General features: G+C 70.8%; 10 protein-coding genes. 7 read left to right on the top strand and 3 right to left on the bottom strand.

The window, feature by feature from the left end; translation table 11 throughout:
* Nucleotides 1–2 precede the first annotated feature (2 nt).
* Nucleotides 3–1112: a transaldolase gene (gene tal / locus FPZ12_RS17520; RefSeq protein ID WP_144756868.1), complete on the bottom strand. Its 1110-nt coding sequence runs from the start codon at nucleotides 1110–1112 to the stop codon at nucleotides 3–5.
* Nucleotides 1113–1138: 26 nt separating this feature from the next.
* Nucleotides 1139–3238 carry a transketolase gene (gene tkt, locus FPZ12_RS17525; protein WP_144756870.1) on the bottom strand — a complete coding sequence of 700 codons (2100 nt, stop codon included), beginning with the start codon at nucleotides 3236–3238 and terminating at the stop codon, nucleotides 1139–1141.
* 290 nt (nucleotides 3239–3528) lie between these two features.
* Here tkt and FPZ12_RS17530 point away from each other — a divergent pair, with 290 nt between their 5' ends.
* The 7 genes from FPZ12_RS17530 (at nucleotide 3529) to FPZ12_RS17560 (ending at nucleotide 12297) form a co-directional block, all read left to right on the top strand.
* On the top strand, nucleotides 3529–4506 hold the full coding sequence (locus tag FPZ12_RS17530; protein WP_144756872.1) for a heme o synthase: 978 nt from the start codon (nucleotides 3529–3531) through the stop codon (nucleotides 4504–4506).
* Between the two features lie 316 nt (nucleotides 4507–4822).
* Nucleotides 4823–7141, top strand: a complete 2319-nt coding sequence (locus FPZ12_RS17535; RefSeq protein ID WP_144756874.1) for a HelD family protein — start codon at nucleotides 4823–4825, stop codon at nucleotides 7139–7141.
* A 32-nt stretch (nucleotides 7142–7173) separates the two neighbouring features.
* Nucleotides 7174–7764 carry an FKBP-type peptidyl-prolyl cis-trans isomerase gene (locus FPZ12_RS17540; RefSeq protein WP_144756876.1) on the top strand — a complete coding sequence of 197 codons (591 nt, stop codon included), beginning with the start codon at nucleotides 7174–7176 and terminating at the stop codon, nucleotides 7762–7764.
* Complete coding sequence (locus FPZ12_RS17545) at nucleotides 7765–8523, top strand: SDR family NAD(P)-dependent oxidoreductase (RefSeq protein WP_144756878.1); 759 nt, start codon at nucleotides 7765–7767, stop codon at nucleotides 8521–8523.
* A gap of 60 nt (nucleotides 8524–8583) precedes the next feature.
* Complete coding sequence (locus FPZ12_RS17550; protein WP_144756879.1) at nucleotides 8584–9561, top strand: DMT family transporter; 978 nt, start codon at nucleotides 8584–8586, stop codon at nucleotides 9559–9561.
* A 46-nt stretch (nucleotides 9562–9607) separates the two neighbouring features.
* Nucleotides 9608–10255, top strand: coding sequence for a DUF3159 domain-containing protein (locus tag FPZ12_RS17555; RefSeq protein WP_144756900.1), 648 nt, complete (start codon nucleotides 9608–9610; stop codon nucleotides 10253–10255).
* A gap of 44 nt (nucleotides 10256–10299) precedes the next feature.
* On the top strand, nucleotides 10300–12297 hold the full coding sequence (locus FPZ12_RS17560) for a bifunctional phosphatase PAP2/O-acyltransferase family protein (protein ID WP_144756881.1): 1998 nt from the start codon (nucleotides 10300–10302) through the stop codon (nucleotides 12295–12297).
* A 130-nt stretch (nucleotides 12298–12427) separates the two neighbouring features.
* Here the strand turns inward: FPZ12_RS17560 and FPZ12_RS17565 are convergent, their stop codons facing one another.
* On the bottom strand, nucleotides 12428–13651 hold the full coding sequence (locus FPZ12_RS17565; protein ID WP_144756883.1) for a PucR family transcriptional regulator: 1224 nt from the start codon (nucleotides 13649–13651) through the stop codon (nucleotides 12428–12430).
* Nucleotides 13652–13768: the final 117 nt, after the last annotated feature.

Raw genomic sequence — 13768 nt, forward strand, 5'->3', positions numbered from 1 at the left:
CGTCAGTCCTTCGCCTTCCCGAGCTGGCCCTCGACGGTGTCGAGCAGCTCCTGCCAGGACTTCTCGAACTTCTCCACGCCCTCGGTCTCCAGCGTGACGAACACGTCGGCCACGTCGATGCCCACCGCCGAGAGCTGGTCGAACACCGCCTGCGCCTGGCTGCCGGTGCCGGTGACCTTGTCGCCCTCGATCTCCGCGTGGTCGGCGACCGCGTCGATCGTCTTCTCCGGCATGGTGTTCACCGTGTTCGCGACCACGAGCTGGTCGACGTAGCGGGTGTCGGAGTAGGACGGGTCCTTCACGCCGGTGGAGGCCCACAGCGGGCGCTGCGGGTTGGCGCCCTCGGCCTTCAGCGCGGCCCAGCGGTCGGAGGCGAACAGCTCCTCGTACGCGGCGTAGGCGAGCCGGGCGTTGGCGATGGCGGCCTCGCCGCGCAGCGCCTTGGCCTCGTCGGTGCCGATCTTCTCCAGCCGCTTGTCGACCTCGGTGTCCACACGGGACACGAAGAACGACGCCACGGACTCGATCCCGGCCAGGTTGTGGCCGTTGGCCTTCGCCTGCTCCAGCCCGGCGAAGAACGCGTCGATCACCGCGCGGTAGCGCTCCACGGAGAAGATCAGCGTGACGTTGACGCTGATGCCCTCGGCCAGCGTCGCGGTGATCGCGGGCAGGCCCTCCTCGGTGGCCGGGATCTTGATGAAGACGTTCGGCCGGTCCACCGTCTTCCACAGGTCCTGCGCCTGCGCCACGGTCTTGGCCGTGTCCTTGGCCAGGCCCGGGTCCACCTCGATGGACACGCGGCCGTCGGTGCCGTTCGTGGCGTTGTACACGTCGCGGAACAGGTCCGCGGCGTTGCGCACGTCGGTGGTGGTCAGCTCGCGGACGGTGGCCGGGACGTCGGCGCCGCGCGCGGCGAGCTCACGCACCTGCTTGTCGTACGCGTCGCCCTTCGACAGGGCGTTGGCGAAGATCGTCGGGTTCGTGGTGACCCCGACGATGTGCTTGTCGCGGATCAGCCCGGCGAGGTTGCCGGAGTCCAGCCGCTCGCGCGACAGGTCGTCGAGCCAGATGGACACGCCTGCATCGGAGAGCTGGGCGAGTCGGTCGCTCATGACGTTCATCCCCTTCTTGGTGACGTTCAGGAGTTCTTGGTCTTGGCGAGCGAGGCGCGCGCGGCGTCGGCCACGGCGCCCGCGGTGAACCCGAACTCGCGGAACAGGGTCTTGTAGTCGGCCGAGGCACCGTAGTGCTCGATCGACACGATCTCCCCGGCATCGCCCACATAGCGGTACCAAGGCTGGGCGATCCCGGCCTCGACCGCCACCCGGGCCTTCACCGCGGCGGGCAGCACCGACTCGCGGTAGGCCTCGTCCTGCGCCTCGAACCACTCGAAACACGGCATGGAGACCACGCGGGTTCGAACGCCCTCGGCGGTCAGCGTCCGGCCGGCCTCGACGGCCAGCTGCAGCTCGGAACCGGTGCCGATCAGGATCACGTCCGGCGTGCCTTCGGCGTCCGAGACCACGTACGCGCCCTTGGCGACGTCGCCGGCCGAAGTGCCTTCCAGCACCGGCACGTTCTGGCGGGTCAGCGCGAGGCCGGACGGGTGGCGCTTGTCCTCCAGCGCGGCCTTCCAGGCGCCCGCGGTCTCGTTCGCGTCGGCCGGGCGGACCATGTTCAGGCCCGGGATGGCGCGCAGCGCGGCGAGGTGCTCGATCGGCTGGTGCGTCGGGCCGTCCTCGCCGAGGCCGATCGAGTCGTGCGTCCACACGTAGACGACCGGCAGGTGCATCAGCGCGGCCAGGCGCACCGGCGGGCGCATGTAGTCGGAGAAGGTGAAGAAGGTCGCGCCGTAGGGGCGGGTGCCGCCGTGCAGCGCGATCCCGTTGAGGATCGAGCCCATCGCGTGCTCACGCACGCCGAAGTGCAGCGTGCGGCCGTACGGGTTCGCCTTCCACATCCCGGTGGAGGCCTTCTCCGGGCCGAACGAGTCGGCACCGTCCATGGTGGAGTTGTTGCTCTCGGCGAGGTCGGCCGAACCGCCCCACAGCTCCGGCAGGACGTCGGCCAGCGCGGAAAGCACCTTGCCCGAGGCCTTGCGGGTGGCGACGCCCTTCTCGTCCGGCTCCCAGCTGGGCAGCTTTTCGGCCCAGCCTTCGGGCAGCGTGCGGGTGGACATCCGGTCGGCGAGCGCCTTGCGCTCCGGGTTGGCCGCGCCCCAGGCGTCGAACTTCTCCTGCCATTCGGCGCGCCACTGCTTGCCGCGGTCGACCGCCTTGCGGGTGCTCGCGAGGACCTCGTCCTCGATCTGGAAGCTCTTCTCCGGGTCGAAGCCCAGGATCTTCTTGACCCCGGCGACCTCTTCGGCGCCGAGCGCGGCGCCGTGCGCCTTGCCGGTGTTCATCTTGGTGGGCGCCGGATAGCCGATGATGGTGCGCAGCAGGATGAACGACGGGCGCGGGTCGGCCTTCGCCGCCTTGATCGCTTCCTCGATCGCGACGACGTCCTCGCCGCCCTCGACGGTCTGCACGTGCCAGCCGTAGGCCTCGTAGCGCTTCGCGGTGTCCTCGGACAGCGCGATGTTCGTGTCGTCCTCGATGGAGATCTTGTTGTCGTCGTAGAAGACGATCAGGTTCCCCAGCTCCTGGCGGCCCGCGATCGAGGAGGCCTCGGAGGTGACGCCCTCTTCGATGTCGCCGTCGGAGGCGATCACGTAGATGTGGTGGTCGAAAATGCTCTCGCCGGGCGCGGCGTCCGGGTCGAGCAGGCCGCGCTCGCGGCGCGCCGCCATCGCCATCCCGACCGCGTTGGCCAGGCCCTGGCCCAGCGGGCCGGTGGTCACCTCGACGCCGTCGGTGTGCTGGTACTCGGGGTGACCGGGGGTCTTCGAGTTCCACTTGCGCAGCGCCTCGAGGTCGGCCATCTCCAGGCCGTACCCGGCGAGGAAGAGCTGGATGTAGAGCGTCAGGCTGCTGTGCCCCGCGGACAGCACGAAACGGTCGCGGGCCGGCCACTCCGGGTCGGCGGGGTCATGCCGCATTTCGCGCTGGAACAGCGTGTAGGCCAGCGGGGCCAGGCTCATCGCCGTGCCCGGGTGACCACTGCCACAGTTCTCGACGGCGTCCGCGGCGAGCACCCGGATGGTGTCCACGGCGCGGGTGTCGAGGTCCGTCCAGTCGGCGGGGACGTTCCGCCGGAGCAGAGGATTGTTCTCGCTGATGGAAGCGGTTTCGGACACTGAACTCGAACTCCCCGTGCTTGTCGGTTGATCTGCTTCGTTCTCTCGGTGCGTTCGCGCGCGCGGACCTACCTGTCTCAATCGATCCCGAAGGCAGGATATTCCAGGTCGGCGGCAGTGCGCGCGTCCGCGGCCGGGCCTTGCAGGGGCAGCCTAGTAGGTCGGCTACCCGGCCGCCGGAACCCCGACACCCGCGGCCCCGGCCGCGCTGCTCCGGCACCCCGTGGTTACGATCGGTTGCGGTGTCGCGCAACGCGTTGACGCCACCCGAAACTGACCCAGGGAGCGAAATGTCGTTGGTGGACGCTGCGCACGGACGCAGTGACAGCACCAGCGCCGCGGACCCCAGTGCACCGCCCGCCGGTGGCCTCCGGCGAGTCCGACAGCGTGTGGGCGCCTACGTCGCGCTGACCAAGCCTCAGGTCATCGAGCTGCTGCTGGTGACCACCATCCCCGCGATGTTCCTCGCGGCGCGCACCATCCCGTCCCCGTGGCTGATCCTCGCCACGCTGGCCGGCGGTTCGATGGCGGCGGGCAGCGCCAACGCGCTCAACTGCGTGATCGACGCGGACATCGACAAGGTGATGAACCGCACCAAGCGGCGCCCGCTGGTCCGCGACTCCGTGCCGCGGCGCAACGCGCTGGTGTTCGGGCTCGTGCTCGGCGCGGGCTCGTTCGTGATGCTGTACTTCACGGTCAACCTGCTGGCCGCGCTGCTCGCCATCGCGACGATCCTGTTCTACATCTTCGTCTACACCCTCGGCCTCAAGCGCCGCACGGCGCAGAACGTCGTGTGGGGCGGGGCCGCTGGCTGCATGCCGGTGGTGATCGGCTGGGCCGCGGTGACGGGAACCGTGCAGTGGCCCGCGTTCGTGATGTTCGGCGTGATCTTCTTCTGGACCCCGCCGCACACCTGGGCGCTGGGCATGAAGTACCGCGAGGACTACGAGCGCGCCGGCGTGCCGATGCTGCCGGTGGTCGCCACCGCCGAGCACGTGGCGCGGCAGATCGTCATCTACTCGTGGGTGATGGTCGCCTGGACGCTGCTGCTGCTCCCGGTGACGAGCTGGCTGTACGCCTCGTTCGCGGTGCTGGCCGGCGCGTGGTTCCTCTTCTACGCGCACTCGCTGCAGCGGCAGGTGCGGCGCGGGGTGGAGACCAAGCCGATGGCGCTGTTCCACCGCTCGAACACGTACCTGATGATCGTGTTCGTCGCGCTCGCCGTCGACTCGGCGATCGGGCTGCCCACCCTCGGCCTCCCGTTCTAGGACCGCCCACCGCGCGAGCTCGCGTGACGTGTTGGCCCCTCCCGCGCACGTGTTGGCCCCTCCCGTCGATGAGTTCGCCCCTCGCGTGCGTGTGTTGGCTCGTCCCGCGCGTGTGTTGGCTGGCGGCGCGTCCGGCGTGGCGGTGCGGATGTGTTGGCCACCGGCGGCGGCCAACGCATCGGCGGGGGCGGCCAACGTGCGCGCGGGGGCGGCCAACATGCGCGCCGGGGCGGCCAACATGGCGCGCGGGCGTGCGGGGCCGGCCGGATTTCGCGCGCCCGCCGGGGAATTCCCCGGCGGGTAGGGTCGTTGGTTCATGGTCGGCCATCCATCCCGGAGCGAAAGTGGGTCACCCTTGTCCGTGCTTCCGGACGAAAACCCGGAACTGGCGGCGGAGCAGGACTACGTGTCCCGGCTGTACCGCAAGCTCGACAGCGAACGGGAAACCGTGCAGCGCAGGCTGACCGGAGTGCTCGCGGAGACCGGCGGCACCCCGCAGGCCCGCACCGAGCGCGACGTCGCCACCACCACGTATTCCGACCGCCTCACCCAGCTCACGTCGGTGGAGCAGGGCCTGTGCTTCGGCAGGCTCGACTTCCACGACGGCGAAACCACGTACGTCGGCAGGCTCGGCCTGTTCGACGAAGAAGGCGACTACGAGCCGCTGCTGCTCGACTGGCGGGCCCCGGCGGCGCGCCCGTTCTACCTCGCCACGGCCGCTTCGCCGGACGGAGTGCGCCGCCGCAGGCACATCCGCACGTTGTCGCGCAAGGTCGTCGGCCTCGACGACGAGATCCTCGACCTGAGCGCCGCGGACCAGGGCCACGATCTGGGCCTGGCGGGCGAAGCCGCGTTGCTGGCGGCGCTGGAACGCCGCCGTACCGGCGAAATGAGCGACATCGTCGCCACGATCCAGGGCGAGCAGGACCGCATCATCCGCGACGAGCTGAGCGGCGTGCTCGTCGTGCAGGGCGGGCCGGGCACCGGAAAGACGGCCGTCGCGCTGCACCGCGCGGCGTACCTGCTCTACACGTATCGCCAGCAGCTGGCGACGCGCGGCGTGCTCGTGGTCGGGCCCAACAGCACTTTCCTGCGCTACATCGGGCAGGTCCTGCCGTCGCTGGGCGAGACGGGCGTGCTGCTTTCGACCATCGGGCAGCTTTTCCCCGGCGTGCGCGCGAAGGGCGAGGACAGCCGCGAAGCCGCCGAGATCAAGGGGCGCGCGGTGCTGGCCGACGTGCTCGCCGACGCGGTCGCCGATCGCCAGCAGGTGCCGGAAGACGTGCTGCGCGTCGAGTTCGACGACGACGTGCTGGAGCTCGACAAGGCCACCTGTGAACGCGCGCGGGACAAAGCGCGCGGAACCTTGCGCCCGCACAACGTGGCGCGCCGGGTCTTCGTCGGGCAGCTGCTCGACGCGCTCGCCGAACGGGCCGCCGGGCACTACGAGGTCGATCTCTTCGAGGGCGTCCCGGAAATCCCGCTGGGCGAGGACGAAACCCCGGACGCCGAGGTGCTCGACGCCCGGGACCGCACCGAGATCCGGGCCGAGCTGGCCGAGTCGAAGACGGTGCTCGCGGCGCTGGATTCCTTGTGGCCCAAGGTTTCCCCGCAGCGCCTGCTGCGCGAGCTGTTCGCTTCGCCGGAGCGGCTGGAGTCGGCGGTGGGCAACCGGCTCACCAAGGCCGAGCGCGCGCTTCTGGTCCGTCCCGCCAAATCCCGCTGGACGCCCGCGGACGTGCCGCTGCTCGACGAGCTGGCCGAGTTGCTCGGCGAGGACGACACCGAAGAGCGCGCGGCGCGTGAGCGCCGGGAGCGCGAGGAGCGCGCGTACGCGGAAGGCGTGCTGGACATCCTGGAGCAGGACGAGGAGATCATCGACGAGGAAATCCTCCGGGTGAGCGACATCCTCGACTCCGAGCTGTTCGCCGAACGGCAGCAGCGCCGCAGCGAACTGACCGCGGCCGAGCGCGCCGCGCGGGACCGCCGCTGGACCTTCGGGCACGTGATCGTCGACGAAGCGCAGGAGCTGTCGCCGATGGACTGGCGGCTGCTGATGCGCCGCGTGCCGAGCCGGTCGATGACACTGGTCGGCGATGTCGCGCAGACCGGGGCGCCGGCGGGTGCGTCGTCGTGGGGCGAGATGCTCGGCCCGTACGTGGGGGACCGGTGGCGGCTGCGCGAGCTGACCGTCAACTACCGCACGCCCGCGGAGATCATGGCGCTCGCCGCCGGCGCGCTCGCGCACGTGGACCCGGGGCTGCGCGCGCCGGATTCGGTGCGGGAGTCCGGGGTCCGGCCGTGGCAGCTGCCGGCGGCCGGCGCCGACCTTCCGTCCATTGTGGACAAGGAGCTCGCCGCGGCGGACGGCGGCACGATCGCGGTGCTCTGCCCGGCGGCCCGCCTCGGCGGCGTGCGTGCCGCGCTGCAGGAGGACGAACGACTGTCGCTGCTGACCGTCGAAGAGGCCAAGGGCCTGGAGTTCGACGGGGTCGTCGTGCTGGCGCCGGAGGAGATCGTGGCGGCCTCCCCGCGCGGCTGGAACGACCTCTACGTCGCGCTCACCCGCGCCACCCGCAGGCTCGGCGTCGTCTACACCGCGCACGAACTCGAAGCTCTCGTGGGTGCCGGATAAGGACTGGTCAACGCCCGGTTAAGGTGAGCGCCATGCGTAACGCTGGCAAGATCATGATCGTGGTGGCCGCCGCGCTGAGCCTCGCCGCCTGCTCCAACGGCCAGGAGCCGTCGTCGTACCCGCCGGGCGGGGGCCCGACGTACCCCGCGCCGGCGCCGGCCGCGGAGTCCTCGAGCGCGTCGGCGTCCGCCGGGGAGCCGGCTTCCGGGCAGCACGAGTGCACCGCGGACGACGTGAAGGTCACCGGCGACTTCGGCGCCAAGCCGACGATCACCATCCCGGACACCTGTTCCGCGCCGACGAAGCTGCTCACCAAGGACCTCAAGCAGGGCACCGGCGCGGCCGCGGCGAACGGCAGCACGGTCGAGGTGAACTACGACCTCGTCACGTGGTCGGACAAGGCCGACAAGGAGAGCTCCTTCGGCTCGCAGCCCGCGCAGCTGACGCTGAGCGAGGACCAGGTCATCCCGGGCTGGGTCCAGGGTCTGGCCGGTATCAAGGAAGGCGGCCGCAGGCTGCTCGTCATCCCGCCGGACCTCGGCTACGGCGCCACCGGCAAGGGCACGGTCAAGCCCAACGAAACGCTGGTGTTCGTGGTCGACGCCGACAAGGTCAGCGGCTGAGTGGAACTCCGCGGCGCGCTGGCCGTGGTCACGGGGGCGTCGTCGGGCATCGGCGCCGCCACCGCGGCGCGCCTGCACGAGGCGGGTGCCCGGTTGATCCTGCACGGCCGTGACGAACGGCGCCTCGCCGAGCTGGCGGAGCGCACCGGCGGGTCCGTGGTCACCGCGGACTTCGCCGACCCGGCCGCGGTTTCCGCCGCGGCCGGGGAGATCCGGCGTCTCGGCGAGGTGGACATCCTCGTCAACAACGCGGGCATCGGCTGGGCCGGGCCGGTCGCGGAGATGACCGCCGCCGACGTCGCCCGCCTGGTCCAGGTGAACCTGACGGCGCCGCTCGAGCTGACCCGCGCGCTGTTGCCGGGCCTGCTCGCCCGCCCGCGCGCTTCGCTGATGTTCGTCACCTCCATCGCGGGGCGCACGGCGGTGGCGGGGGAGTCGGTCTATTCGGCGGTGAAAGCCGGGCTGGACACCTTCGCGGAAAGCCTCCGGTTCGAATTGGCGGGCACCCGCGTCCACGTCGGCGTGGTCGTGCCCGGGGTCGTGGACACGGAGTTCTTCACCCGCCGTGGCCGCCCGTACGAAAGGCGCTCGCCGAAACCCGTCCCGTCCGATCGGGTGGCTTCGGCGATCGTCGACGCGCTGCGCCGTGACCAGGCGGATCGCTATGTCCCCGGCTGGCTGAAGCTCCCCGTGACGGTGCGCGGCGCCCTGCCCTCGGTGTACCGTGCGTTAGCGTCCCGATTCGGCGGTTCGGGCTGAACCACCGGATTCTGTTTCGCGATGGGGAGCACCGATACATGGGAAGCGTCGTGACCTGACGTGGTGATCCCGGTCATTCTCGGATTCACCGCCGCGTTCCTGTTCGCGGCGTCCGCCGCGCTGCAGCGCAGCGCGGTCATCGAGGTGGCCGATGCCGACGTCGAGCACCGCGCGAGCCGGCACCGGGTGCCCATCCTGTGGCTGATCCGCAAGCTGATCCGGAAACGGGTGTGGCTCGCGGGCTGGGCCACCAACCTCCTCGGCTTCCTCAGCCAGGCCGCCGCGCTGCACTTCGGCTCGATCGCGCTGGTGCAGCCGCTGCTGGTCACCCAGCTGCTGTTCGCGCTGCCGATGGCCTCGGCGGCGATCCGGATGTGGCCCGCGCTGCGGGACTGGCTCGCGGCGCTCGCGATCGTCGGCGGGGTCGTGGTCTTCCTGACGGTCGAAGGGGCCGCGCCGCTCGGCGGTTCGCCGGACAGGGGCAGGCTGCTGATCGCCGTCGCGGTCGCCGCGGCCACCGTCATCACCCTCGTCCAGCTCGCGCAGGGCCGCGGCCCGCTGCTGCATTCGGCGTTCATCGCCACCGCGGCGGGGGTCTGCTACGCGATGAGCGCGGCGCTGATGAAACTCACCACCGACGACCTGCTCAACCGCGGCGTGCTGGCCACCGCGATCGACTGGCCGGGGTATCTGCTGGCGCTGTCCACGCTGACCGGGCTCCTGCTGGGGCAGCAGGCCTACGGGTCCGGGTCGCTTTCGGCGGCGATAGCGGTCATGTCGATCGTGAACCCCGCGGTGAGCTATGCGCTGGGGCTCTTGGCTTTCCACGCCACGCTGTCCACTTCGCCGGGCTCGCTGGCGGCGACGGCGGGCGCGGCCGCGCTGCTCACGGCCGGTGTCATCGGCCTCGCGCATTCACCCACGGTGCAGCGCGAAACGAGCCGGACGGCTACACATGGCGTTTACCCGCACGCTGATACGTTGCCGGGCAAAGTTGCCACACCTTCGCATTCGTCGGAGACTTGTTCCCAGGAGTGAAACAGAGCCCGTGCAACCTTCGGAGAACGTCCCCGCCACGCGCCACATGGTGATCGAGATCCCGCATCTGCGGGGCACCCTGGCACGGGCGCTGGTGATGCTCGCCGAAACCGTGATCGTGCCGAGCGTGCTGCTTGCGCTCCTGCTCCACTTCTTCGGCCTCGTGCCCGCGCTGTCGGCGGTGCTGGGCTGGTCGGCGCTGGTGATCGGGGCCCGCAGGCTGATGCGCCGCGACCTGCCACGCACGCTGCTGCTGTGCACCGGGATGCTCGTCGGCCGCGCCTGTTTCGCCCTGGTCACCTCCAGCGCGGTGGTGTACGTGCTGCAGCCGGCGCTGGGCTCGGTCCTGATGTTCCTGATCTTCGTCGGCAGCGCCGTGCTGGGCAGGCCGATCACCGCGCGGCTGGCCAAGGATTTCGTCCGGCTGCCCGCGGAGCTGTTCGCGCACCGCACGGTGAACCGGGTGTTCGTCGAGGTCGCGCTGCTGTGGGGCGGTTCGCGGCTGATCGACGCGGCGATGACGCTGGGTTTCCTGCACTGGGGAGTGGAGGCCGGGCTGTTCTCGCGCGGCGTGCTCAGCGGTCTGCTCACCGCGCTGACGGTCGCGGTCTGCGCTGGTCACGGCTGGCGCAAGCTGCGCAAGGTGCCGGGCCTGACGCTGCGGATGGGCTGGCGCGCCACCGCGACCGCCTGATCCGGGCGAGCGTCACTCCCTGTTTTCGTGCTATATGACGGTGTGTGCTCACTGTTGGAACGTCAACCAACACGCCGTTAACGGTCGCTGACCGGACCGGGGCGCGCGGGCGGCCGCGGTGGTGGGCGGAGCTGCTCGGGGGCCTGGCGCTGTTCGGCGTCTACCTGCTGATCGAGGCGCGTCCGCTGCCGTCGCGGGAGGCGCGCGCGATCTCGTCGGGGGAGGGGATCCTCGGCTTCGAACGGGCGCTGCGCCTGGACTTCGAGCGCCCGATGAACGTGTGGCTTGCGGGCCAGGGCTGGCTGCGCACGCTCGCCAACTACGAGTACGCGTTCACCTACATCGTCAGCGCGCTGGTGCTGCTGTGCTGGGTCTACGTTCGGCATCCCGGGCAGTACCGGCGCGTGCGGAACTCCTTCGCGCTGGTGAACCTGCTGGCGCTGCTGGTTTTCTGGCTGCTGCCGGTGGCGCCGCCGCGGATGCTGCCGGGCGCCGGGTTCGTGGACACCGTGCGGCTCGGGCACACCTGGGGTTCCTGGGGCTCGCCGATGGTCGACAACGCCAACCAGCTCGCGGCGATGCCTTCGCTGCACGTGGGCTGGGCGCTGTGGGTGTCGGTGGTGCTGGCGCGGCTCGCGCGCGGCCGGACGGTGCAGCTGGTGAGCGCGGTCCACGTGCTGGTCACGCTGCTGGTCATCCTCGCCACCGGCAACCACTACTGGCTCGATGCCGCGGGCGCGGTCCTCGTCGTCGCCGTGGGTGTCATGATCGCGGATGTGGCGAGACGATCAGCACCCCGCATCCCGGCATCGGACGCGTTCTTCCTGCACGTCGAAACCCCGTCGGCACCCCAGCACGTCGGCGGGCTCATCATGCTCGACACCTCCCGCGCGGCGGGCCCGCCCACCTTCGAACTGGCGCGGGACACGATCAAGTGCAACCTGCCCGACCTGCCCGGGTTCCGGCAGCGCCTGGCGCCGCCGACGAAGTGGCGCCCGCTGCGGTGGGTGGAGCATCCCGACCTCGACTGGGAGTGGCACGTCCCGGTCTTCGACCTGACCCGCCCCGACGGCAGCCCCGGCGGGATGGGCGCGTTGCACGAACTGGTCGGGAAACTGGCCGGGACACCGTTGCCGAGGGACAGGCCGTTGTGGCGGTACTGCGTCGTCACCGGGGTCGAGGAGGACACGGCGGCGGTCGTGTCGCTGGTGCACCATTCGGTCGCCGACGGCATCGGCACGATCAACATGATGCTGAAACTGTTCGACTCCCCGGACATGACCGAGGCGATCGGCGAGGTGAAGTTTCCCGGGCGGATCCAGCGCGTCGTCGGCGGCGCGGTCGGGCTGGCCCAGCTGGCCACCGACCACCGGCCGGAGGCGGCGCTCGCGGCGAACAACACCTCCGAGCGCTCGTTCGGCACGCTGAAACTGGACCTGGACTGGCTCAAGGAGCTGGCGCGCCGTCGCGGGGTCCGGGTCACCGATCTGCTGATTTCCGGCTCCGTGGCGGCGATGCGCCGGGTGGCGAAGGGGCCGCTGCCCTCGCGGCTGCTGGTCTCCGTGCCGTTGATGGCGGCCGTACCGCGGCCCGGGATGGCCGGGAACGTGACGGCGGCGGTCATGGTCGAGGTGCCGACTGGCGACATGCCGGAGCCCGAACGGCTCGAGGTGATCGCGAAGGCGGGCAAACGGCTGCGCGGTGGCACGAGGGCGATCGCGTCGCGGTTCGTGATGCATTCGGTGGCCGCGCTGATGCCGCCGTGGTTCCACGGGTGGTTCTCGAAGTTCTTCTACGGCGGGCGGATCTTCAACGGCATCGTGTCCAACATGCCGGGCGCGACGTGGCAGGTGTCCTTCGGGGACTACCCGCTGCGGACGGCGTACCCGATCATCCCGCTCGCGCCCGGCACGCCGTTCGTGGTGGGGGTGCTGGGCTGGTACGGGGTGTTCTCGATGAGTGTCGTGACCGACACCGGCTTCATCCCCGACGTCGGCCCCTTCCTCGCCGAGTTCCGCAAAGCACTGGCGGAGTTCGGTTAGCGCCCGGACGGCGACCCCCGCCCGCGAGCCTCGCCGAGCCGCACGCGAACGGCCAACTCACCGGCGGGTGCGGCCAACTCGTGGACGGGAGGGGCCACCACGTCGACGGGAGGGGCCAACATGGCTGCGGTTAGGGACTGTCAGCCGTGGGGGAGTTCGGGGCGCCCCAGGCTAGCGCGAGCGTCAGGCGGCGGCGGTTGTCCGGGTCGTCGAGGCTTTCGCCGAACAGCTCGCGTAGCTGGGAAAGCCGGTACCGGACGGTCTGCGGGTGGATGTGCAGCTCCTCGGCGACCGCGCGCCGGTCGCCGAGGTGGCGCAGCCACGACGCGAGCGTTTCGCACAGCCTCTCCCGGGTGACCGGGCCCAGTTCGTCCAGTGGCGCAAGGGTTTGCTGCCGGAACACGGTCAGCAGCCGCTCGTCGCGGTGCACGATGATCGAGTCCAGGTGCTCGTCGACGAACACCGGATCGTCCCGCAGCACCTCGTCGCGGCGCAGCTGCGCGGCGACCTCGGCCACGCGCATGCTGGCGGGCAGGTGTTCCAGCGGCACGGCGTGCCCGACCACCGCGCCCGCCCCGCGCAGCGCCGTCGCCAGGCGCTGACGGCGGGCGGGCCCGCCGGGGTCCGGGATGATCGCGCAGACCATCCGCTGCCGCCGGACGTGCAGGCACGAATGGTCCAGCCGGGCCAGCAGCGCGCTGCCCACCGGGTTGTCCGGCTCCACGATGATCACCGCGGCTTCGCGCGGCAGCGGCCAGTCGATCCGGGCGGCGGCGGCGCGGATCGCGGTGGTGTCCGAACGGTCGGACAGGAGCATGTTGCCCAGTTCGTCCCGCAGGCGCTCCCGCGCCGCGGCGGCTTCGGACTGTTCGAGCACATACCCGCGCGCGGAGGCCGACGAAAGCTGGTCGATGAAGATGAACACGGCCTCGGCCAGTGAGGCGAAGACGTCCGAGGGCACCCCGACTTCGAGCGCCACCTCGGCGACGTGGTGCCACGCCACCCGCGCGCCGATCTGGTACGCCGAAAGCAGGCTGGTCAGCTCACGTCCCTGCTGCCATTGGGCGCGGCCGATCTCCTCGAACAGCGACTGCTCGCCGAGCTGCTCGGCCGGCTGCTCGGCCGCGCCGGACAGCTCCGTGATGTCCCATTTCGCCATCCGCATCAGCCGGTGCAGGAACATGTTCGCGGCGCCGAGGACCTCGTCCCGCTCGGTGACGATGAAGTCCGCGTAGTCCGGCCAGTGGTGGCTCAGCAGCCGGGTCACGTCGTCGAGCATCCGGGGGAGGCGCTCCGCCGTCGCCTCGGCCAGTCGTTCCAGTTTCGTGTCGCTCGGATCCGCTTTTCTGCCCACTGGTGCCGGCTACCTCCACCCTGATGTCGAGATCCGTCCTTCGTTCGGGTCAATACTGTCCGCTCGTGATAACCCGGACTCCACCGAATTTGTTTCCCGCGCGAAGAATCCTGGCCC

Origin of the sequence: Amycolatopsis acidicola (genome assembly GCF_007713735.2) — a bacterium.
Classification (GTDB): Bacteria; Actinomycetota; Actinomycetes; order Mycobacteriales; family Pseudonocardiaceae; genus Amycolatopsis_E; species Amycolatopsis_E acidicola.

Excerpts from the sequence above, each read along its gene's own strand:
- tal (WP_144756868.1), bottom strand. The coding sequence starts at position 1,112 with ATGAGCGACCGACTCGCCCAGCTCTCCGATGCAGGCGTGTCCATCTGG.
- FPZ12_RS17530 (WP_144756872.1), top strand. The coding sequence starts at position 3,529 with ATGTCGTTGGTGGACGCTGCGCACGGACGCAGTGACAGCACCAGCGCC.
- FPZ12_RS17535 (WP_144756874.1), top strand. The coding sequence starts at position 4,823 with ATGGTCGGCCATCCATCCCGGAGCGAAAGTGGGTCACCCTTGTCCGTG.
- FPZ12_RS17540 (WP_144756876.1), top strand. The coding sequence starts at position 7,174 with ATGCGTAACGCTGGCAAGATCATGATCGTGGTGGCCGCCGCGCTGAGC.
- FPZ12_RS17555 (WP_144756900.1), top strand. The coding sequence starts at position 9,608 with ATGGTGATCGAGATCCCGCATCTGCGGGGCACCCTGGCACGGGCGCTG.